This window comes from Arthrobacter sp. UYNi723, assembly GCF_054057635.1.
Genome location: NZ_JBSRZM010000013.1, coordinates 63,903 through 84,735 on the forward strand (window position 1 = coordinate 63,903; position 20,833 = coordinate 84,735).

At 66.9% G+C, this 20,833-nt stretch carries 22 protein-coding genes; 8 read left to right on the forward strand and 14 right to left on the reverse strand.

Features of this window, described 5'->3' with window-relative positions; genetic code table 11:
* Window position 1: 1 nt before the first annotated feature.
* The 10 genes from ACVWY0_RS11805 to ACVWY0_RS11850 form a co-directional block, all read right to left on the reverse strand.
* Window positions 2-661 carry a 3-oxoacid CoA-transferase subunit A gene (locus tag ACVWY0_RS11805; protein WP_485836859.1) on the reverse strand — a complete coding sequence of 220 codons (660 nt, stop codon included), beginning with the start codon at window positions 659-661 and terminating at the stop codon, window positions 2-4.
* A gap of 3 nt (window positions 662-664) precedes the next feature.
* Window positions 665-1,879, reverse strand: a complete 1,215-nt coding sequence (locus ACVWY0_RS11810) for a thiolase family protein (RefSeq protein WP_485836860.1) — start codon at window positions 1,877-1,879, stop codon at window positions 665-667.
* Between the two features lie 102 nt (window positions 1,880-1,981).
* A complete protein-coding gene (gene pcaC / locus ACVWY0_RS11815; RefSeq protein ID WP_485836905.1) occupies window positions 1,982-2,437 on the reverse strand; it encodes a 4-carboxymuconolactone decarboxylase in 456 nt (151 codons plus the stop codon).
* A gap of 11 nt (window positions 2,438-2,448) precedes the next feature.
* Window positions 2,449-3,267 carry an alpha/beta fold hydrolase gene (locus tag ACVWY0_RS11820; RefSeq protein ID WP_485836861.1) on the reverse strand — a complete coding sequence of 273 codons (819 nt, stop codon included), beginning with the start codon at window positions 3,265-3,267 and terminating at the stop codon, window positions 2,449-2,451.
* On the reverse strand, window positions 3,260-4,726 hold the full coding sequence (locus tag ACVWY0_RS11825; protein ID WP_485836862.1) for a lyase family protein: 1,467 nt from the start codon (window positions 4,724-4,726) through the stop codon (window positions 3,260-3,262). Before ACVWY0_RS11825 ends, ACVWY0_RS11820 begins: the two co-directional genes overlap by 8 nt.
* On the reverse strand, window positions 4,723-5,286 hold the full coding sequence (gene pcaG, locus ACVWY0_RS11830) for a protocatechuate 3,4-dioxygenase subunit alpha (protein WP_485836863.1): 564 nt from the start codon (window positions 5,284-5,286) through the stop codon (window positions 4,723-4,725). The genes ACVWY0_RS11825 and pcaG overlap by 4 nt, the downstream gene beginning before the upstream one ends.
* 1 nt (window position 5,287) lies before the next feature.
* The gene (gene pcaH, locus ACVWY0_RS11835) at window positions 5,288-6,070 is read right to left on the reverse strand and encodes a protocatechuate 3,4-dioxygenase subunit beta (protein ID WP_485836864.1); all 783 of its coding nucleotides are present in this window, start codon (window positions 6,068-6,070) and stop codon (window positions 5,288-5,290) included.
* A 69-nt stretch (window positions 6,071-6,139) separates the two neighbouring features.
* Window positions 6,140-8,041 carry a TIM barrel protein gene (locus ACVWY0_RS11840; RefSeq protein WP_485836865.1) on the reverse strand — a complete coding sequence of 634 codons (1,902 nt, stop codon included), beginning with the start codon at window positions 8,039-8,041 and terminating at the stop codon, window positions 6,140-6,142.
* On the reverse strand, window positions 8,041-8,922 hold the full coding sequence (locus tag ACVWY0_RS11845; RefSeq protein WP_485836866.1) for a shikimate dehydrogenase: 882 nt from the start codon (window positions 8,920-8,922) through the stop codon (window positions 8,041-8,043). Before ACVWY0_RS11845 ends, ACVWY0_RS11840 begins: the two co-directional genes overlap by 1 nt.
* A 138-nt stretch (window positions 8,923-9,060) precedes the next feature.
* The gene (locus tag ACVWY0_RS11850) at window positions 9,061-9,876 is read right to left on the reverse strand and encodes an IclR family transcriptional regulator (protein ID WP_485836867.1); all 816 of its coding nucleotides are present in this window, start codon (window positions 9,874-9,876) and stop codon (window positions 9,061-9,063) included.
* 233 nt (window positions 9,877-10,109) lie between these two features.
* Here ACVWY0_RS11850 and ACVWY0_RS11855 point away from each other — a divergent pair, with 233 nt between their 5' ends.
* The gene (locus tag ACVWY0_RS11855) at window positions 10,110-11,429 is read left to right on the forward strand and encodes an MFS transporter (RefSeq protein WP_485836868.1); all 1,320 of its coding nucleotides are present in this window, start codon (window positions 10,110-10,112) and stop codon (window positions 11,427-11,429) included.
* A gap of 153 nt (window positions 11,430-11,582) precedes the next feature.
* Here the strand turns inward: ACVWY0_RS11855 and ACVWY0_RS11860 are convergent, their stop codons facing one another.
* Window positions 11,583-12,659 (reverse strand): ATP-dependent DNA ligase, encoded by a 1,077-nt coding sequence (locus tag ACVWY0_RS11860; RefSeq protein WP_485836869.1) that lies wholly within the window; start codon window positions 12,657-12,659, stop codon window positions 11,583-11,585.
* Between the two features lie 239 nt (window positions 12,660-12,898).
* Here ACVWY0_RS11860 and ACVWY0_RS11865 point away from each other — a divergent pair, with 239 nt between their 5' ends.
* Window positions 12,899-13,135 (forward strand): hypothetical protein, encoded by a 237-nt coding sequence (locus ACVWY0_RS11865; RefSeq protein WP_485836870.1) that lies wholly within the window; start codon window positions 12,899-12,901, stop codon window positions 13,133-13,135.
* A gap of 137 nt (window positions 13,136-13,272) precedes the next feature.
* On the opposite strand, the gene ACVWY0_RS11870 is transcribed toward ACVWY0_RS11865, so the two are convergent.
* From ACVWY0_RS11870 to ACVWY0_RS11880, 3 genes are all read right to left on the reverse strand, one after another.
* Window positions 13,273-13,560 (reverse strand): MoaD/ThiS family protein, encoded by a 288-nt coding sequence (locus ACVWY0_RS11870; RefSeq protein WP_485836871.1) that lies wholly within the window; start codon window positions 13,558-13,560, stop codon window positions 13,273-13,275.
* Window positions 13,553-14,698, reverse strand: a complete 1,146-nt coding sequence (locus ACVWY0_RS11875; RefSeq protein ID WP_485836872.1) for a WD40/YVTN/BNR-like repeat-containing protein — start codon at window positions 14,696-14,698, stop codon at window positions 13,553-13,555. The genes ACVWY0_RS11870 and ACVWY0_RS11875 overlap by 8 nt, the downstream gene beginning before the upstream one ends.
* Window positions 14,699-14,775: 77 nt before the next feature.
* Window positions 14,776-14,976, reverse strand: coding sequence for a hypothetical protein (locus ACVWY0_RS11880; protein WP_058932884.1), 201 nt, complete (start codon window positions 14,974-14,976; stop codon window positions 14,776-14,778).
* A gap of 613 nt (window positions 14,977-15,589) precedes the next feature.
* Between ACVWY0_RS11880 and ACVWY0_RS11885 the strand changes: the two genes are divergently transcribed.
* The 6 genes from ACVWY0_RS11885 (at window position 15,590) to ACVWY0_RS11910 (ending at window position 20,798) form a co-directional block, all read left to right on the forward strand.
* Complete coding sequence (locus ACVWY0_RS11885) at window positions 15,590-15,859, forward strand: LPXTG cell wall anchor domain-containing protein (RefSeq protein ID WP_485836873.1); 270 nt, start codon at window positions 15,590-15,592, stop codon at window positions 15,857-15,859.
* Window positions 15,860-15,991: 132 nt separating this feature from the next.
* Window positions 15,992-16,756 (forward strand): class F sortase, encoded by a 765-nt coding sequence (locus ACVWY0_RS11890; protein WP_485836874.1) that lies wholly within the window; start codon window positions 15,992-15,994, stop codon window positions 16,754-16,756.
* A gap of 73 nt (window positions 16,757-16,829) precedes the next feature.
* Complete coding sequence (locus ACVWY0_RS11895; RefSeq protein WP_485836875.1) at window positions 16,830-17,348, forward strand: universal stress protein; 519 nt, start codon at window positions 16,830-16,832, stop codon at window positions 17,346-17,348.
* Window positions 17,349-17,679: 331 nt separating this feature from the next.
* The gene (locus ACVWY0_RS11900; RefSeq protein ID WP_485836876.1) at window positions 17,680-18,027 is read left to right on the forward strand and encodes a metal-sensitive transcriptional regulator; all 348 of its coding nucleotides are present in this window, start codon (window positions 17,680-17,682) and stop codon (window positions 18,025-18,027) included.
* Between the two features lie 62 nt (window positions 18,028-18,089).
* Complete coding sequence (locus tag ACVWY0_RS11905) at window positions 18,090-18,320, forward strand: heavy-metal-associated domain-containing protein (RefSeq protein WP_485836877.1); 231 nt, start codon at window positions 18,090-18,092, stop codon at window positions 18,318-18,320.
* A gap of 24 nt (window positions 18,321-18,344) precedes the next feature.
* Window positions 18,345-20,798 (forward strand): heavy metal translocating P-type ATPase, encoded by a 2,454-nt coding sequence (locus tag ACVWY0_RS11910; RefSeq protein WP_485836878.1) that lies wholly within the window; start codon window positions 18,345-18,347, stop codon window positions 20,796-20,798.
* Window positions 20,799-20,833: the final 35 nt, after the last annotated feature.

Sequence of the window (20,833 nt, forward strand, 5' to 3'; positions counted from 1 at the left end):
ATCAGGCCACCTTCACGATGCTGTTGACGTAGATTCCGGGAGTGACGACGTTTTCGGGGTCGAGCCCGCCGGTGGGGACGATCTCGGAAACCTGGACCACCGTGTGCTTCGCGGCGGCGGCCATAATGGGACCGAAGTTCCGGGCGGTCTTGCGGTACACAAGGTTCCCCACGCCGTCGGCCTTCAGGGCCCTGATCAGCGCCACGTCGGCGTGGATGGGCGTCTCGAACACCTGGCCACGGCCGTCGATGATGCGGGTTTCCTTGCCCTCGGCCAGCATGGTGCCGTAGCCGGTGGGCGTGAAGAACCCGCCGATGCCGGCACCGGCGGCGCGGATCCGCTCGGCCAGGTTGCCCTGCGGGACCAGCTCCAGCTCGATCTCGCCGGCGTGGAACTTGGCGTCGAAGTGCCACGAATCGGACTGCCGCGGGAAGGAGCAGATCATCTTCTTCACCCGGCCCTCCTTGATCAGCAGCGCCAGGCCCTGGTCTCCCTGTCCGGCGTTGTTGTTCACCACGGTCAGATCCTTGGCGCCGCAGGCCATCAGGGCGTCGATCAGTTCGAACGGCTGGCCGGCGTTGCCGAACCCGCCGATCATCACGGTGGAGGCGTCCTTGATAACGGACACGGCCTCGTTCACGGAGTCAACAAATGTCAGCATCGCTTATGCCCTTCCTGTGCTGGTGCCGGCACCGGCCGTAACGTTTTCGAGGACAACGGCGAGGCCCTGGCCAACGCCGATGCAGATCGCGGCCACGCCCCAGCGCTCACCGGAGGCCTGCAGGGACCGGGCCAGGGTACCCAGGATCCGGGTGCCGGACGCGCCCAAGGGGTGGCCCATGGCGATCGCGCCGCCGTGCCGGTTCACGATCGAGTGATCGATGCCCCAGGCGTTGATGCAGGCCAGGGACTGCGCGGCAAACGCTTCGTTAAGTTCGACGGCGCCCACCTGGTCCCAGCCGATGCCCGCCTTCGCGAGGGCCTTGTTCGCGGCCTCCACCGGGGCGTAGCCGAAGAACTGCGGGTCGTTGCCGTGCGCGCCGCGGCCGGCAATGCGGGCCAGCGGTTCCAGCCCGAGCAGCCCGGCGGCGGCTTCGGAACCGATCCAGGCCGCGGAGGCGCCGTCGGACAGCGGGGATGCGTTCCCGGCGGTGACGGTGCCGTTCTCGGTGCGGAACACGGTCTTCAGCCCGGCCAGCTTCTCTGCCGAGGAACCGGCGCGGATGCCCTCGTCCCGGACCAGGTCCGTGCCCGGGACCGGGGCCACGAGGTTGTCGTAGAAGCCCTCATCCCAGGCAGCTGCGGAGAGGTTGTGTGAGTCAGCGGCGAATTCGTCCTGGGCTTCCCGGGTCACGCCGTACTTCTCGCGGAGCCGCTCGGTGGCCTCGCCAAGGGAGATGGTCCATTCCTTGGGCATGGCCTTGTTCACCAGGCGCCAGCCCAGCGTGGTGGACGCCAGGGTCATGTCCCCGGCCGGGTAGGGCTTGTCCGTCTTGGGCAGGACCCAGGGGGCGCGGGACATCGATTCGGCGCCGCCAACCAGCATCAGCTCGGCGTCGCCGGCGTTGATCTGGCGCGAGGCGATGATCGCAGCATCCAGCGACGAACCGCAGAGCCGGTTCACCGAGGTACCCGGGATCGAGACCGGCAGGCCGGCCAGCAGGGTGCCCATCCGGGCGATGTTGCGGTTCTCCTCGCCGGCGCCGTTGGCGTTGCCGAAGACGACCTCGTCGATCCGCTCCGGATCGAGCCCGGGGGCGCGCTTCACGGATTCCTTGATCACGTGCGCGGCAAGGTCATCCGGGCGGACGGCGGCAAGGCCGGAGCCGAACTTGCCGAAAGGGGTGCGGACCGCGTCGTAGATAAAGGCCTGGTTCATGAATGTTCCTCTGAATTCTGTGGATGGTCCCAACTAGGTAGCAGTAAGTGTCGTTATGGAGGCTCAAAACGACAGTTAGTGCTACCTAGTTGGGTGGGGGCGCTAGTTGGGTGGGGTGGCGGCGGAGTCCGGGGTGGGGGCGCGGTCGAGTTCGAGGAAGACCTGCTGGGCGGTCTTGAAGGCCGTGTTGGCGGAGGGAACCCCGCAGTAGATGGCCGTCTGGAGCAGGATTTCCTTGATTTCGTCCCTGCTCAGGCCGTTGGTGATGGCCGCGCGGATGTGCATGGCCAGCTCTTCCCAGTGCCCGTGCGCCACCATCGCAGTGATGGTCACCGCAGAGCGCATCTGCCGTGAGATGCCCGGCCGGGTCCAGATGCCACCCCACGCGATCCGCGTGATCATGTCCTGGAAATCCTCAGTGAAATCGTCCTTGGTGGCGTTGGCCCGGTCCACATGCGCGGCGCCCAGCACCTCGCGGCGGACCACCATGCCGCCGTCGTAAATTTCCTGGCTGGTGGCATCCGGCTGGACCACGCCGTTCCGTTCAGCCCCGCTGATATCCGGCGCGCTCACTTGGCTGCCCTGCGCGATTCGCTCCAGGTGATGAGGGTCCGCAGCAGTTCGGCAACGTGGGCGGGCGCCTCGGCGGGGGCCAGGTGCGCCACTCCCCCGAGCGTCACAGCGTTCGCAGTGCCGCCCCCGGCGGTGATGCCGGCAACAATTTCTTCCGCGAACGACGGCGGCACAACAGTGTCTGCCGCACCCGCCACTGCCTGGGTGGGGACGGTGATGCTGCCGAGTTCGGCACGGACGTCAAAGCCGGCAAGGGCTTCGCAGCAGAAAGCGTAGCTGAAGCGGTCGGTGTCGCGGAGGGCATGCAGGAGCCGGCTGCTCCGCTCGGGCTCACGGTCCATAAAGCCCGGCGCGAACCAGCGCTGCGCGGAGCCCTGGATCATCACGGGAGTGCCCTGGCTGCGCACGGTTTCAGCACGTTCCAGCCACGCCTCGGGGGTGCCGATCTTGGCCCCGGCGCACTGGATGGACAGGCTCTTGAGGCGTTCGCCGTGCTTGATGCCCAGCTGCAGGCCGGTGGCACCGCCGAGCGAAACCCCCGCGTAGTGGAAGACTTCGCCCGGGGCGATCGAGTCCACCAGGTCCACCACTGAATCCGCCAGGCCCGCGACGTCGAAGGTCTCGGTTGCGGCGGGTGAGACGCCGTGCCCGGGCAGGTCCCAGGCCACCACGTCGTAGTCGTTGCTGAGCAGGGTGGCCACGTCGGACCATAGGACGGAGGACGTACCCAGTGATGGTCCAACCACCAGCAGGGGACGATCGCCTAGGGCCCGTTGGGGCGACAGCAGAACTGCCTTCAGGGTCGGTTTAGCCACGGTTGGCTCCGTTCTGGGTAGGTTTGGAAAAGTCGGGGTACGCGGCCAGGATGCGGCGCGATATCTCGGCTGCCTGGCCCAGGTAGCTGGCCGGGTCCAGGAGTTCGTCGAGCCGCAGATCGGTGAGCACGCCCGCCGGGATAGCCTCGCGGAGCAGCCGGCGGTAGGTGGCGCCCTGCTCGGCGGCGGGCGCCTGGAGCGCCCGGTCCACCACGGCCTGCAGCTGCTCCTTCCCGCTGCGGCCATCCTGTTCGGCCAGCAGCGGGGCAACTGCGGCGCCCACGCCTTCGGCCAGCAGCAACGGGCCGGCGAGCTCGAGGTTGCGGCGCATGGCGTCGGGGAAAACCTGCAGGCCTTCGGCAAGTTCCCGCAGGTGCCCGGCCGCGCCAAGTGCCAGGCGGAGAAGCTGGCGCAGGGCCGGCCATTCCGTATGCCAGGCGGCGTCGGGGCGTTCGTCGTTGAAGTTCGCGGCGGCCAGGTGCAGCTGGGCCACCAGCTGGGGCGCCTGGAGGGCGGCGCTGCGGATGAGGACCGACAACACCGGGTTCTGCTTCTGCGGCATGGCAGAGGATACGCCGCGTCCGGCGGCGCGCGGTTCGGCGAGTTCGGCCACCTCGGGCCGGCTCAGGAACAGGACGTCCGTGGCGACCTTGCCGGCGGCGTCCAGCGCCGAGGCCAGCGCGCTGCCGAGGGCCGTGACGGCCAGCCGGTTCGTGTGCCACGGTGCCGGTGCTGCGGCCAGGCCAAGCTGTGCTGCCAGGGATTCGGCCAGGTCAAACGGGGTGGCGGACGTTCCTGCGGTCAGCACGGTTCCTGCAGCCAACGTTCCGGCCGCCCCGCCGAACTGCACCGGGAACTGCACGTTGCCCAGCTGCCGGCCTGCGGCGGCCAGTCCGTGGAACCACTGCGCCGCCCGCAGCCCAAAAGTGAACGGAAGCGAGTGCTGGGTCAGGCTTCTGCCCACGCCCAGCGTGTCCGCATGCTGTTCCGCCAAGGAAGCGAGCGCCGCCGTCGTGCATTTCAGGTCTGCCAGCACCGCCTCAACGGTGTTGCGCGCGAGCAGCATCAGGGCCGTGTCCAGCACGTCCTGGCTGGTCAGCGATGTGTGAACCGCCTTCATTGCGCCAATCCCGGCGGTGTCCAGCGCTGTGACGTGCTTGCGAAGGTCTGCCAGCACCGGGATGACAGGATTGCCGCCGCCCTGGGCCCGGAGCGCGATGTCTGCCGCGTCGTAGCGGCCCGCCTCGGCGGCCGAGGCCACGACGGCGGCGGAACCGGCAGGCACCAGGCCCGCCTTCTCCAGCACGGCGGCCCAGCCGGACTCGACGGCGAGGATCGCCGCCAGCACGGCGCGGTCACCGGTCAGCGCCGTCACCAGGGGCGACGCCGAAACAGGACTCAACAGGCCGACGTCACCGTCAGCCGCGCTTCCGAAGTGGCCCAGGGCAGCGTCAGTCACTGGAAGTCCAGGAAGACTGTTTCGCCGTCGCCCTGCAGGTGGATGTCCCACGTGAGCCCGCCGTCGGGATCGCGCCGGGCAATGAGGGTCTTGCGGCGGTCCGGGTCCAGGGAGCTGAGCAGCGGATCCTTGGCGAGGGCTTCCTCGTTCTCCGGCAGGTACACGCGGGTGAACAGGCGGTTCATCAGGCCACGGGCAAACACGGCGACGGAGATGAACGGAGCAGCACCGGACTCGGTGGGGCCCGGGTTCACGGTGGTGAACGTGTACACACCGGAGTGGCCCACGGAAGCGCGGCCCCAGCCGGTGAAGGTGTAGCCGTCGCGGACCAGTGAACCGGTCTGCTGCGCGATCCTGCCGTCGCCGTCGGGCTGCCAGATCTCCAGGATGGCGTCCGGGATGGTTTCCCCGGCGCCGTCATACACAGTGCCCTGGAGGCGGATGGAACCGGGCGAGCCGGGCGCCAGGAGTTCGTTGTCCTTCACGAACGGCAGGGCGTAACCGTAGAACGGGCCGACGGTCTGGCCGGGGGTGGGAACAAGCTTGGTGGTTGTGCTCACGTTATTCCTCGTCTCCTGCTGCGCCGAGCGCCTCGTTTTCGGTCCAGGTCCGCTTGGAGCCGGTGAGGACGATGTCCCAGTTGTAGCCCAGGGCCCATTCGGGCTCGGTCAGGTTGTGGTCGTAGGTAGCAACGAGCCGGTCGCGGGCGTCCTGGTCCACGATGGACTGGTAGATGGGGTCCAGCGGGAACAGCTGGTCGCCGGGGAAGTACATCTGGGTGACGATGCGCTGCGTGAACTCGGTGCCGAACATGGAGAAGTGGATGTGGGCGGGGCGCCAGGCGTTGACGTGGTTCTTCCACGGGTAGGCGCCGGGCTTGATGGTGGTGAACCGGTACGAGCCGTCCTGGCCTGTGATGCAGCGGCCCACTCCGGTGAAGTTCGGGTCCAGCGGTGCCGGATGCTGGTCACGCTTGTGGATGTAGCGGCCGGAGGCGTTGGCCTGCCAGATCTCCACGAGCTGCCCGGCAACGGGGCGGCCGTCGCCGTCCAGGACCTTGCCGGCAACGATGATCCGCTCGCCCTGGGGTTCACCGTTGTGCTGGATGGTCAGGTCCGCTTCCAGGGCGTGCACGTCCTGGTGGCCGAACGCCGGCGAGTAGAGCTCGATGGTTTCCGGGTCAGCGTGGTGCAGGCTTTTGGTGGGGTGCCGCAGGATGCTGCTGCGGTAGGGCGCGTAGTCCAGCCGGGGCTGTGTTTCGGCCGGGGCGCCGTCCTTGAGCGCCCGCGCGTAGGCATCGCCCATGGCGTTAATCTCTGCACTGAGATCCTGCTGTGTCTCCACTGCGGCCTCCTTTTCTCTGGTTGTTGCTGCTAGGTGGTTGTTGCTGCTGGGGGTGTTGGTGGTGCTGTCTTACCGGTGCTGCAGGTGGTCGTACTGGACTGCGTGCCGCACGGGCGCGTTGGGGGCCCCATAGCCGTCGTAGGGGCCGCGGCGTTCCACCATTTCGAAGAACACACTCCCCACCGTGGCTGTGTAGAAATGGAGGAATTCCCCGTCCGCATCCCGGTCGTACAGGAGGTTCAGTTCCTGCAGCGTTGCCAGGAAGTCCGGGGCCAGGCCGAACCGTGCACCCAGGTCCTCGTAGTAGTTCGCCGGAATCTCCAGGAACTCCAGGCCGCGGGCCTTACAGTCCCTGGCGGTGGCCACCAGGTCATCCACCGCGAAGGCGATGTGTTCCTGATAGGTCCTGCGCTGCTGGTTCAGCGGCGCGAGGTTCAGCACCAGCCGCACGGCGCGGTCCCTGGTGGCCATGACCTGCGAGCGGACCAGGCCGGTGGGGCTGGGCACCTCCGCGAACGGCTGCGGCTCCAGGGCCAGGGCGCTCGTGTAGAAGAGGACGGCCTCGTCGAAATGCTGCCATGGCTGGGCAAGGTTGACGTGGTCGATCACGGCGGTGTGGCCGGCGGCGGGCTTTTCGAGCCCTTCCCCGAACTCGCTGGTCCAGGCCGCGGTGCCGTCCGGGCTGCCCTGGCACAGAAAGATCTCGGTGGAGTCCGGGGCGGCGAAGCCCTGGAACACCTCCTCGTTGGCTTGGCTCTTGCGCGGGACCGCGGGGGCCTTCAGCTGCTGGGCGCGGGCGGCGGCAATCACCGGGGAGTCGACGTCGAACCCCAAAGCCGCGATAGCAGGAGCGATGGCGGGCGACGCATCCCCCGCTGAATCGTCCCCCTCTGCCGGTGCGGCCTCGTTGATGATCACCCGGGCGTGGCCCATGCTCCAGAGCTGCACGTCCTTGGTGCGGTGCCGGCCGTTGAACTCGAAGCCCAGCTGGCCCAGGACCGTTTCCAGCCCCTTGGTGTCCGCGGCCCTGACTTCGGCGAAGTTGTAGCCAGCCGGCTCGGCCACTTGCGGGAGTGTGGCCAGTTCCATCGGATAACGACGGCGGGACGCGGCGGCGTTGATCCCGGCGCCGGTCCCGCCGTCGGAAGCAGCATCCAGCCACTTGGCGCTCTGTTCCTCCAGCCAGATGAGCGAGCGCATCGCGTCGACGGCGGTGCGGTCCACGTCCGACTGGCGGAAGACGTCGTTGAAGATTTCCAGCGACACCGGGCCGCTGTACCCCGCCCGGACCACGTGTCCCATGAACTTGGCAAGCTCGAACTGGCCCTCGCCCGGGAACACGCGGTAGTGCCGGCTCCAGGAGAGGACATCCATGGCGAGCTTGGGGGCGTCCGCCACCTGGACGAAGAAGATCTTGTCCGGGTTGAAGGCCTCGATGGGGGCGGTGTCCCAGCTGCGGGACAGGATGTGGAAGGAGTCCAGGCAGGTGCCCAGGCTGGGGTGGTCCACGGCTTCCACCAGCTTGTGGGCGTGCTCGTATTCGCTGACGTACTTGCCCCAGGCCAGGGCCTCGTAGGCAACCTTGACGCCATGCTCCCCCGCCAGCGCAGCCAGTTGGCCGAGCTGTTCCACCCGGAGGTCGTCGCTGTCGATGCTGGCGGTGGCCACGTTGGAGCAGACCAGGATGGTGTCCATGCCCAGCCGCGCCATGAGTTTGAATTTGGCTTCGGCGCGCCGGAGGTTGGCGGCCAGGAGGTCGTCGGACACGCTGTCGAAATCCCGGAACGGCTGGTAAAGATCCAGCGTGAGGCCAAGGTCGGCCGCCATCTTGCGGACGTCCTCGGGCGTGAGCGGCGACGTCACCAGATCCTGTTCGAAGATTTCGATGCCGTCAAAGCCCGCGATGGCGCAGGCCTGCATCTTTTCCTTCAGCGTGCCGGAGAGGCAGACCGTGGCGATTCCGGTGCGCATCAGGCCGCCACCTCTTCCTTGGCCACGAGCTCCAGGAAATGGCTGCGCATGCGGTCCGCGTTGGCTTCCAGCCCGGTGAAAATCCGGAACGAGTCTGCGGCCTGGCCCACGGCCATGCGGCCGCCGTCCAGGACCTCGCAGCCCTTGGCGCGGGCGCCGCGGACGAGTTCGGTATCGATGGGGCGGTAGACGATGTCCGCCACCCAGTGTCGTGATTCCAGCAGGCCCAGGTCCAGCGGGACGCCCGGGTGGGCGGCCATGCCGACGGGCGTGCAGTGCACCAGACCGTCGGCCTGCGGCATCAGCTGCGGCAGCTCCGCCGTCGTACGCGCTGTGACGGTGCTGCCCGGGAAGAAGCCGGCCAGTTCTGCGGCGCGTGCCGCGCAGCGGGCGGGGTCCACGTCCACCAGGTCCAGCGCCTTCACGCCGGCGGTGAGCAGGGCATAGGCGACGGCGGAACCGGCACCTCCCGCGCCAAGCTGGACAACGCGGTCCAGCCGCGCGCCCGGGAGGCCGGAGGCGAGGGCGGCGGCGAAGCCCGAAAAGTCGGTGTTGTGGCCGATGAACCGGCCGTCCTCGATGACCACGGTGTTGACGGCGCCGAGCCTGCGGGCATCCGGCGAGACCTCGTCCAGGTGCGCCAGGACAAGCTGCTTGCACGGATGGGTGATATTCAGGCCGTTGAAGCCCAGGCTGCGGGCACTCTTGAGCAGGTCCCCCACGGCGTCGCCGGAGAGTCCGAGCTCCAGCAGGTCGATGGGGCGGTAGAGGTAGCGCAGGCCCTGCACATCGCCTTCGCGTTCGTGCATGGGGGGAGTGAGTGACGGCATGACGCCGTCGCCAACCAGTCCCACAAGGTAGGACTCAGTTCGATTGCTCATCCGGGCAGCTCCTTTGATACGACACCCGGCGGGCGGCGGCGCTCGGGGCGTCCGCGGTGGGTCGGGTGATAGGGATTACAGTACAACACTTGTTCACTTCTCGCACGCTTGTTCTACATACGAACATTTAGAGACTATTTACCGTTGCGGCAAGCGCGCAGCCAGCTCTGCCGCGGCTTCCTGCAGCAGAGGCACATGGGCCAGCAGGGCTTCCATGCTGAGCCGGAACACCGGAACAGCGGTGGCCAGGGAGGCGAAGGCATGGCCCTGCGAATTGAGCAGCGGCACGGCCACGGCCCGCATGCCGCTCTCGTTCTCCTCGTCCATGACGGCATACCCCTGCCGGCGCACCTTCTCGATCTCCGCACGGAAAGCGGCACGGTCAGTGATGGTGTGTTCAGTGAGGGGCTCCAGCTCAAGCTCCTCAAGCAGCGCCGCACGCTCCGCATCCTCGGCAAAAGCCACCAGCGCCTTGCCCACGGCTGTTGCGTGCAGGGCGCCCAGATGCCCGGGATCGCTGGTGACGCGGAAGGTCTGCGGGCCGTCCACCTTGTTGACCGTGAGGTGATGGTGGCCGTCGCGGACGCTGAGGATGGTGGCCTCCCCCGTCTGTTCGGTGACGCGGCGCAGGACCGGCAGCGCCGTGCCGGCAAATCCGTGATGGTTGGAGACGCGCTGGCCCAGCTGGAAGATCCGCAGGCCCAGATGGTAGCGGCGGCCGTCCGGCTCATAGTCCACAAACCCGTCCCGCGTCAGGGAACCCAGCAGGCGGTAGGTGGTGCTGAAGGGGAGGTCGGCGCGGCGCGAGATCTCCGCGGCGCTGGCGCCACGCGGCTCGTCACCCAGGAGGACCAGCAGGCCCAGGGCCTTGCCCACCATGTCCGTACGGTCACCCTTGGGCGTCTTTGGCTCAGCGGCGACGTCATCGGGCGCTGTGGTTTGATTCACACTCATAGGTTGATGTTGCCACATCGTGAGAACTATTTCTAGATGGTGATTATTTTCTTGACAAGTGACTGCGCTCACAGCCATCATTGCTGTATCGCACAAGTAGCTCCCACCATGTGGCTACTAGCACGGGTCTTTCAACGGACTCCAGCCGCACCGCACCAGGCCTCCACACAGGCAGCTGCGGCTGCGACCCTCCAGAACCATCCGCGACAACGTCGTCACACCTAAGGAACTCCATGAGCCAGACACTTCCGTCCGCGGGGCCGGGCACCGTTGCCCCGGCCGGGACGCCAAAGAAGGCAGCCCTCGCCAGCTTCCTGGGCAGCGCCGTCGAATACTATGACTTCTTCATCTTCGGTTCCGCCGCCGCCCTGATCTTCCCCACCGTGTTCTTCCCGGATGCCGGAGCCAACGCGGCCGTGATGTCCTTCGCCACCTTCGGCTTCGCCTACGTGGCACGGCCGGTGGGCGCAGTCATCCTGGGCCACTTCGGTGACCGGGTGGGCCGGCGGAAGGTCCTGATGTTCACGCTGCTGCTGATGGGCGCCTCAACGTTCCTGATCGGCTGCCTGCCCGACTTCAACACCGTGGGCTGGTGGGCTCCGGCCCTGCTGGTGCTGGCGCGGCTTTGCCAGGGCCTCTCCGCAGCGGGCGAGCAGGCCGGCGCATCATCCATGACGCTGGAACACGCACCGGACAACCGCCGCTCCTTCTTCACGTCCTGGACCCTCACCGGCACCCAGGGCGGCCAGATCCTCGCCGCCCTCGTCTTCATCCCCGTCCTGGCACTCCCGGACGAGATCAAGTACGGCATCGGTTGGCGCGTCCCGTTCTGGCTCAGCGCCGTCGTCGTTCTTGTTGCGTTCTTCATCCGCCGCACGCTGCACGAGCCCCCGGCCTTTGAGGAAGCCCAGAAAACCGCCCAGATCTCCAAGTTGCCGGTCGCTGACCTCCTCAAGGACCACTGGCGCGACGTGCTCCGCGTGGTCTGCTGTGCCTTCATCGCCGCCGTCTCCACTGTGTTCGGCACGCTCGCCATCAGCTACGCCAAGACCGTGGCCGGTGTTGACGGCACCACCACGCTGTGGCTCGTGGTCGGCGCCAACCTGGTCGCTTTGGGCACCCAGCCGCTGTTCGGCAAGCTCGCGGACCGGATCGGCCGCAAGCCGGTCTTCATCTACGGTGCCGTGGCCAGCGCCATCCTGACTCCGGTGTTCCTGCTCAGCCTGGAATCCGGCAGCATCCCGCTGATGTTCCTCGCGGCCATCGGCTTCTTCTCCTGCGGCTACGCGGCCTCCAACGCGGTCTGGCCGTCCTTCTACGCCGAGATGTTCAGCACCAAGGTCCGCTTCTCCGGCCTGGCGATCGGTACGCAGCTGGGCTTCCTGATGGCAGGCTTCGCCCCGGCCATCGTGGCGGCGATGGGCGGCATCAAGCCCGGCGGCTGGGTCCAGATCAGCGTCTTCACCGCCATCATCTGCGGCATCTCGGCCATCTCCGCCCTGACGGCCAAGGAGACCTTCAACGTCCCCACCAAGCAGCTCGGCCTGAAGTAGGGTTCCTCGGCGAGCTGGCGTTCCTGCCCGGTTGCTTACCGGAAAGCCCGGCGCGTCCCCAGGACGCGCCGGGCTTTTCCGTGTCCTCGGGGAGGCAACCGGGCAAGAACGTACGACGGCGGGCGGCGGGTTGGGTGCCTCCCGAACCAGGCGTCAGGGCCGGCCGGTCTCCAGCACGGACGCGAGGTCGAAGCTCACCGGTTCCTCCAGCTGGGCGTAGGTGCAGGATTCGGGGTCCCGGTCCGGCCGCCAGCGTGAAAACTGGGCGGTATGCCGGAAGCGCTCACCTTCCATGTGGTCGTACCGGACCTCCACCACCAGTTCGGGCCGGAGCGGCACAAAGGACAGGTCCTTGCCGGCGCTCCACCGGCTGCCCTCCGCGTTGCGCGGGGTCCGTTCGCCGTCCGCCTGCTTGGCCCATGCCCAGGGATGTCCGTCAAGATCCGTGACCAGCGTCTGGAGTTCCTCGAACAGCTCCTGCCGGCGCTTCATGGGGAAGGCGCCGATCACGCCGACGCTGGCCAGGCCGCCGTCGTCCTTGTACAGCCCCAGCAGCAGCGAGCCGATCGCGTCCAGTCCGCTCTTGTGTACGCGGTAGCCGGCCACGACGCAGTCTGCTGTGCGTTCGTGCTTGATCTTGAACATCACGCGCTTGTCCGGCAGGTAGCTGCCGTCCAGCGGCTTGGCCACAATCCCATCCAGGCCCGCACCTTCGAACTGCTGGAACCACTGCTCGGCAATGGCCTTGTCCTGGGTCGCGGCGGTGAGGTGGACGGGCGCCTTGCTTCCGGCGAGCGCCTTTTCCAATGCTGCCCGCCTCTCGGCAAAGGGCCGGCCGGTGTAGTCCTCGTCGCCCAGGGCCAGCAGGTCAAAGGCCACAAACTTGGCGGGGGTCTGTTCGGCGAGAAGCTTTACCCGGCTGGCGGCGGGATGGATGCGCTGCTGCAGGGCATCGAAATCCAGCCGGTCACCGGATGCCCCCACCAGGACTATCTCGCCGTCCAGCACACAGCGGGGCGGCAGGTTCTCCTTGAGGGCTTCCACAAGCTCAGGAAAATACCTGGTCATGGGCTTTTCGTTGCGGCTGCCGATCTCCAGCTCATCGCGGTCGCGGAAAATAATCGACCGGAACCCGTCCCACTTGGGCTCATAGCTGAGGGCCCCGTCGGGCATTCCGCTGACGGCCTTAGCGAGCATGGGCGGGACGGGAGGCATCACGGGAAGTTGCATAGGGCCCATTCTTGCCCGGGAGGGCCCGCGGCGGTAGGCCTGAACTGGCACGATGCCCAACTGAAGGCCGCGGCGGGGTTTGACGCGTGGCATTCGCCGAATCCTGTGGTGCCACCGGAAACGAATCGATCGCGGAGAACTAACCGGCCCCTAACGTTGGGGAAACCAGGGCGCAACATTGCCCCGCCACACTGGAAGTGCCGGCAAGCGCAGGCACCAGCTCCAGCCAGGAGGACCCCATGTTGAAGGAAGCCAAAGCCCATGTAACAAGAGTCCGTGCCCTGGACCAGCTCCACCGCGGCGATGAAATCGAGGCCCGCCTCTCCGTAGGCCCCAGCTACGACGACGTGGTCATCCGCCGTGGCCGTGTCCAGGAGACAGCGCCGGGAATCGGCGTTGTCTGGATCATGGACCATAACAGCGGCTCGCGGAAAGCGATCAATACGGACGAATGCAGCGTTTGGCGGATTGCCTGATCCTGTTTCGGGCCGCTGACGCAGAACCGCCCTGCGGAATCTTGCAGCACGGCATTTTTGCACCGCGAGCGCGTGCGACGGCGGCGGGTGAAGTCAGTCAGGACTGCCCGCCGGACCGCCGGAGAGCTACTTCGGCCCTAACCTCCCGCCACCGACTGGATGACCAGTACCTCCTGGCCGGGCGACACCTCGGTTTCCAGGCCCTGGAGCCGGCGCACCTCGTCACCGGCAACGTAAATATTCACGTACCGGCGAAGCGCCCCGGTTTCGTCCCGCAGCCGCCTGGCCAGCACCGGGTAACCCCCGGTCACCGAATCCAGCAGGCTTCCCACCGTCACCGTCCCGTCGGCGGGCGCAGTCAGGATGGACTGCCCGCCGGCCAGCGGCTGGAGGATGCTGGGTAGTACCACGCTGATGTCAGGCACCGCGGGTCGCTGCCGTTTCCGGAGCCGCCAGTCCAGCCGCCGAGACTACGGTCGCGCGGACACACAGGACGTCGGGGAGATGGCTGACAACCTCGGCAAACGTCTCCCCTTCATCCGCGCTGGCGTACACCGTGCCGCCGCGCGTTCCGAAGTAGACGCCGGCCGGCTCGGATGCGTCCACGCCCGCGGCGTCGCGGAGGACGCTGTTGTACTCCCCCTTGGGCAGGCCGGTATCCAGGCGCTTCCAGGTGGCCCCGGCATCGTCCGTTCGGTGCACGGCAAGCTTCCCTTCGGGCGGGATCCGCTCGCCGTCGGCCTTGAGCGGCACAACCCAGGCGGTTCCATCCCGCCGCGGGTGCGTCAGCATCACAAAGCCAAAGTCGGCAGGAAGGCCCCCGGCGATGGAGTTCCAGTTTTCGCCGTTGTCATCCGTGCGGTAGACGCCATGATGGTTCTGCGCGTAAAGCCGTCCTTCCACCGAAGCATCCGCCGCGATCTTATGGACGCACTGGCCGAACTCAGGATTGGGGTCCGGCATGAAGTAGGCCGAAATACCCTTGTTGCGGGGCTCCCAGGACGCACCGCCGTCGAGCGAGCGGTACACACCGCCGGTGCTCATGGCGACGTGGACGTTGTCCCCGGCCGGGTTCACCACGATGGAGTGGGCGGCGGCGCCGCCGTAGCCCGCACCCCATTCGCTGCGATGAGGATGATCCCATAGCCCGCGGTTGAGTTCGAAATGCTCGCCGCCATCGGTGGATTTCCAGACCGAAATCGGTTCGGCCCCTGCCCACACCACTCCTGGCCGCGACTCTGCGTCCGGATAGATCTGCCAGATGCGCTCCACTGCCGCGCCGGTGTCTTCGGGAAACATGATGGCGCCCTGTTCGGGCTCGGTCCAGGTGGCGCCGAGGTCATCGGAATGGGCCACAGTGGGGCCCCAGTGCTCGGACCTGACGCCCACCATGATCCGGGTACGGCCGTCCCGTGTGTCGATCCCGATGCTGGGGATTTCGCTCATCAGGAAATGCGGGCCGGAGAAGGACCATTGTTTCCGGTCCTGGCTGGTGGCCAGCCAGAGGCCTTTTTTGGTCCCGATTGCTAAGACAAAGTTCTCTACGGTTGCCATGCACCCCATGCAACCACCCCGGCCGGAGGGCCGCAACGCTTTTCTTCGCTATGTGGACTGGTCCGGCGTGGCCGGACCGCGCCCTGTCAGTCGACGAATTCGGACTGCGTCTCGATGAAATCCCAGTCCGCTTCGGTGAGCACAGCCACCGGGGTACCCGGATGCGGCCCGCCGGCTTCGGCGATGCCCTGCAGCACCGGCAGCGGCAGTTCCGCCGCACGGAGGTTTTCTCTCAGCCATTCCTTGGTTTGCAGGTCCAGATCCAGCCACCACATGTAGATTTCCATGCCGGTCACGCACCTTTCGTATGCTCCAACGTTAGGCGCCGCCCTGTCCACGTTCAAGGGTGGCCACAACCTGGCAATGCTCCCGATTCCGCGTACATGCAGGTAACGGCGCAGGTCAAAGGCCGAAAAAGACGAGTACCCGCTACTCGCGACCGCGCCCGTCCGGCGCCCCTAGCCTGAAGCCACAAGCAAAACTGATCATGCTGCTGGGGGCATTCAGAACCGTCGCTTCTCCCTTGCCGCCGTGGTCCTTTCAGAACAATCTGGGGAGACGAAAACCATGAAACGAACATTCGCAACTTTGGGGGTCGTGGGGCTAGCAATGCTCAGCGTCACGGCGACTCCGGCCACTGCGGCCGACAACTTCACTCTTTGCCATAACGGAAGAACCATCGCCATCGACCTCAACGGGGTGAACGGCCTGGCTGGGCATGCCGGACACGCGGATGACATCATTCCGCCGAATGCTCTACTGCCCGGCGGCTCGAACTGGCCTGTGGGTGGCGATCCTACCCAAGCCTGCCTCACGCCGCCCCCAGTGGACCCGCCTGTGGATCCGCCTGTGGACCCGCCAGTCGATCCGCCTGTGGACCCACCCGCGGAGGCGGACCCAGTGGTCACAGAGGTCCCCGTGGCGCTTACTCCGGCGGCTCAGACGCCAGCACCCCAGGTTGCCGCACCGAAGGCAGCTGCCGCAAAGGCGCCCGCCGCAGCAGCAGCCGCTGTCAGCCAGGGCACCAACCAGGGCTTCAACGCGCAAACCGCCATCGGCGGATCAGATGAAAATACTACCTGGCTGGCCGGTCTGGGCGTCCTGCTAGGTGCGGGCGCTGTGGTTGCAGTGCGCCGCAAGTCCCGGACGGAATCGCCGACGGCGGGCTGACGCCGCCAGAGCCTCCGGGGTCTGTTACCGAGGGCGTCCCGCCAAAACCTGGCGGGACGCCCTCGGCGCAATTTCAAGCGGGCGCACCCTCCACCTTCTGAACGCAAAGGCTTCTGAACGCAAAGGAACATCATGGCCAAGCACTCCGGCACCCACGGCTTCCGCGGTGGCGTTCTGCGTGTCCTGGAAGTCCTGCGCGACCGGGGATGGAACCGTGGAGATCTGGCAATCCTGCTGTGCGGAGTCCTGGGTTTCCTGTCCCTCACCTTCGGTGCACCCCTGCTCAAGCACGGGGAAGCCGCCGTCCCCACAGCGGAACTGTCGGCACCATTCCGGGCCACGCCGTCGTCCGCTCCTTGGCCGCTGTCCGGCACGGGCGAAGCTCCGGGGGCAGCTCCAAAGACGGCAACAGCCCCGGCCGCAGACGCCACCACCCCCGGCCCGGCCTTGCCGGAAGCCTCCGCACCCCTGCGTATCCTCTATCCCGCTGCGGCAATCGACACGGCCGTCCATCCCCTTGAACCGGACGCCTCGGCCGTCGCCACGCGTACAGTGGAGCCGCCCCCCACCATGGACGGGTATTGGCTGACACCGTTCGGGACTCCCGGCAACGGGTCGGACAACACCACGTACATCATCGGACACAGCTGGGAGGGCCGGGACGCCCCGTTCAACCACCTCAGCTCCGCCGCAGCCGTCGGAGACACCTTCGACGTCGTCACCGCGACCGGCACCATCCCTTACCGGGTGGACAGCGTCACCACGTACCTCAAGGACAGCCTTAAGGACAGCCCCATCTGGGACATGGTGCCCAGCCGTGTGGTCCTGATCAGCTGCTACACGGAAGACCCGTGGGGCAAGAACGTGGTTGTCTCGGCGTCGCCCGCTGCCGCCTGACACGTCCACGCGCCGTCGGCCCTGTTCAAGTCGGCCCTGTTCAAGTGGCTCCGCGCAGGCACAGAATGGTCCTATGAGTCCCGAACGATTCAGTGGTCCGCCTCCGTTGCTGGTGGGCGTGTTGCCCCATCAGCACCCGGAAGTGCTGAAGACCGCCACCTCCCTGGCGGCCAAACTGGCCGTGCCGTTGCTGTGTGCCTATGTCGACGAGGCCAGCTACCTGGTGGAATGGGATCCCACCAGATCCGCACACCGGCTGTCGCTGCACCCGGACAAGGACGACGACGACATCCGCTCGGTCACCACGGAACTCAGGGGGGTGATCGCGGAAGCCGTGGCCGACGCCGCGACGCCGGCCACCCCCGTGGACTGGACGCTGCGGACCCTGGCGGGGGATCCGGGCCGCGCCCTCGCCCGGCTCGCCGCGGAAAGCAACTCCCCCATGATCATTGTGGGAACGTCGGAGCGCGGCCTGACCCACCGGATCTCCGAGATGCTCAACGGATCTGTGGGACTCTGGCTGACGCACCATCAAAGCCGGCCGGTGCTGGTGGTTCCCTACCGGAGGCCGTCGCATCAGGACGATGCCTGAGCCGTTACCTGAGCCGGGATCCTGAGCCGGCTGCCTCGCCCCACTCGGGCGGTTTTCGGGTGACCGAAATAATAAAGCGAAAGTAGTTATTCGAGGTGGTAGCGGAGGGCTGTACTGGCAAGTAAGCTAATTCAAGCAGAAGGATCCGGCCGCAGTGGCCGGGTGAATCTGCCCAAAGGCTGCTCCGGAGTGCGTATCCCCCAATAACGCACTCCGGAGCTTTTTTGTGCCCTCCCGGAGCCGCACCCACCCAACCTCGTGGCGCTCATCTCCGAATGGATACCCCCAGGGGGTACTTGCCATATACCCCTATGGGGTATATGTTGGCAGTATGGAACCTTCGCTGGAAACCTTGACCACACACGCCGGCGCTGACCCGGCGCCTCCGCATGGCTACACCGCCAACAAGGAGGCATACCTGCGCAGGCTCAAGCGCATCGAGGGCCAGGTCCGCGGGATCGCCCGGATGGTGGATGAGGACAAATACTGCATCGACATCCTGACCCAGGTCGCCGCGGCCACCAAGGCCCTGCACGCCGTGAGCCTGGGACTTGTGGAAGAGCACATCGGCCACTGCGTGGTGGGCGCCGCCGGGGAACCCGATCCGGCCCTTCGCGCTGAGTCCATAGACGCCAAAGTCAGGGAAGCCACAGCGGCCATCGGCCGCCTCCTGCGCTGAGCACTTACCACCTGCCACCCATTCACGGCCGGCCACCGCCGGCCCCTTCGAAGGAGCCAGCCATGAGCACCACCTCCACCACCATCAACGTGTCCGGCATGACCTGCGGCCACTGCGTTTCGTCCGTCAGCGAGGAACTTGAATCGCTCGCCGGGGTTGAAACGGTCGACGTCGAACTCAACGCCAGCGGCATTTCCACCGTCACCATCACCTCAAGCCAGGAGCTGTCGCCGTCCGAGATCGGCGAAGCGGTAGCCGAAGCCGGCTACCTGGTTGTTGCCAACGACGCGTAACGCTGTCCGATCGGGGGATCCCACATGAGTACAGACCATCTCCATCACCAGCCCCAAACCCGGGTGGTTGAACTGGATATTGAGGGCATGACCTGTGCCTCCTGCGTGAACCGCGTGGAAAAGAAGCTGGGCAAGCTCGACGGCGTCGAAGCCTCCGTCAACCTGCCGCTGGAATCCGCCCACGTCACGGTCCCGGCCGGCATCACGGACCAGCAAATAGTGGACACAGTCAACGCCACAGGCTACAAAGCAAAGGTCCGCCTCCCGCGCTACCCGAGCCAAAGTGCAGGCCGCGAGGACCACGATCACGACCAAAGTCACCACGGCGGTCCGGAAGGCGGGCACAGCGCCGATGCCGGGGACTTGCGGCAGCATGCGTCTAAGCGAGGAACGAGCGAGCATGCAGAGCATGTCTCCGACGGTGCCGCGGCTGGTGACCACGCGACCCACGAAGGCGGCGCGCAACGTGACCACATGTCCCACGGCCCCGCCTCCTCGCAACTACGCCCGCGCCTGATCGTGGCCGCGATACTGACGCTCCCGGTCCTCGCGATTTCGATGGTTCCGGCCGTGCAGTTTCCCAACTGGGGCTGGGTAGCCGGGGCATTGGCGCTTCCGGTGGTCAGCTGGGCGGCCTGGCCCTTCCACCGCGCGGCGGCCGTCAATGCGCGCCACATGGCGTCCACCATGGACACACTGGTGTCGATCGGCGTCGCCGCCGCCTACCTGTTCAGCCTCTGGCAACTGGTCCTGGATCCCCGGATGACCGAGCATCTGGCCATGGAGGGGATGGAGTCCGCAGGCCTCTACTTCGAAGTGGCCGCCGTGGTCACCACCTTCCTGCTCCTGGGCCGGTTCCTCGAAGCCAACGCCAAGCAGAAAGCCGGCGACGCCCTCAAAGCGTTGCTGAACCTCGGCGCCAAGGACGCCACCATCCTGCACCACGGATCCGAACATAAAGTCCCCGCCGATCAGCTCCGCGTGGGAGACGTCGTGGTGGTCCGCCCCGGCGAAAAGATCGCCACGGACGGTGAGGTGATCGACGGCGTTTCGGCCGTGGACGCGTCCCTGCTGACCGGCGAATCCGTCCCGGTGGAGGTGGAACCCGGGAGCAAAGTCACCGGCGCCACCATCAACACTTCCGGCCGGCTGCTGGTGCGGGCAACCCGCGTGGGCGCCGAAACCACGCTGGCGCAGATGGCCCGGCTGGTCTCGCAGGCACAGACCGGCAAAGCCCCCATCGCCCGCCTCGCCGACCGGATCAGCGCCGTCTTTGTCCCGATTGTGCTGGCCATCGCTGTGCTCACGTTTGGGCTGTGGCTCGCGTTCAGCGGCCCGGTGATTGAACCTGCCGAGCTCAGGGCCGCCTTTACCGCCGCGGTCACCGTCCTGGTCATCGCGTGCCCGTGCGCTCTGGGCCTCGCCACTCCGGTGGGACTGCTCACCGGAACCGGCCGGGGAGCCCAGCTGGGCATCCTGATCAAGGGCCCGCAGGTCCTCGAAGACACCCGCACGGTGGACACCATCCTGCTCGACAAGACCGGCACCGTCACCACCGGAAAACTCGCCGTGGGCAGCACTCTCGCGTTTGACGGTTACCAGGGTACCGACGTGCTGCGGCTCGCCGGCGCCGTGGAGGCGGCATCGGAGCACCCGATCGCACACGCCATCGCGGCCGCGGCGGTTGAGGCGCAAACCGGGAACGACGACGGCGGGCGGCTTCCCGCCGTCGAACACTTCCGTTCGGCACCCGGCGGCGGAGTGGTGGGAACCGTTGAAGGACGCGTGGTCCTGGCTGGCCGGACCGGCTGGCTCACGGAGAACGGCGTCCGCCCTTCCGGCGCGCAACTGGAGGCGCTGGCCGCCGCGGAAGCCACCGGTGCCACGGCCATCTGGGTAACGGTGGACGGTAGCCCTGCCGGCATCATCAGCCTCTGTGACACCGTGAAGCCGGGATCTGCGGAGGCTGTGGCAAAGCTGAAGAGGCTCGGGCTGCGCCCCATCCTGCTGACCGGGGACAACGCCGCGGTGGCCGCGCAGGTCGCTGCCGCCGTCGGCATTTCCCCTGACGATGTTTATGCAGGTGTCCTGCCTGCCGGGAAGGTGGACGCCGTCCGTCGGCTCCAGGCGGGCGGGGCCATTGTGGCCATGGCCGGCGACGGCGTGAATGACGCCGCCGCGCTGGCGCAGGCTGACCTGGGCATCGCCATGGGATCCGGTACGGATGTGGCCATCGAGGCGGCGGACCTCACCGTCATGGGAAACGATCTGGGACAGGTGGCACAGGCCATCGAATTGTCCCGGCGTACGCTGGCCACCATCAAGACCAACCTGTTCTGGGCGTTCCTCTATAACGCCGTCGGCATTCCAGTGGCCGCCCTTGGCCTCTTGAACCCGATGATTGCCGGTGCCGCGATGGCGGCGAGTTCCGTCCTGGTGGTGGCAAACTCGCTCCGGCTGCGCAGCTTCGGCAAGTAGGCAGCCCCCACCCCAACTAGGTAGCGCTAACTGTC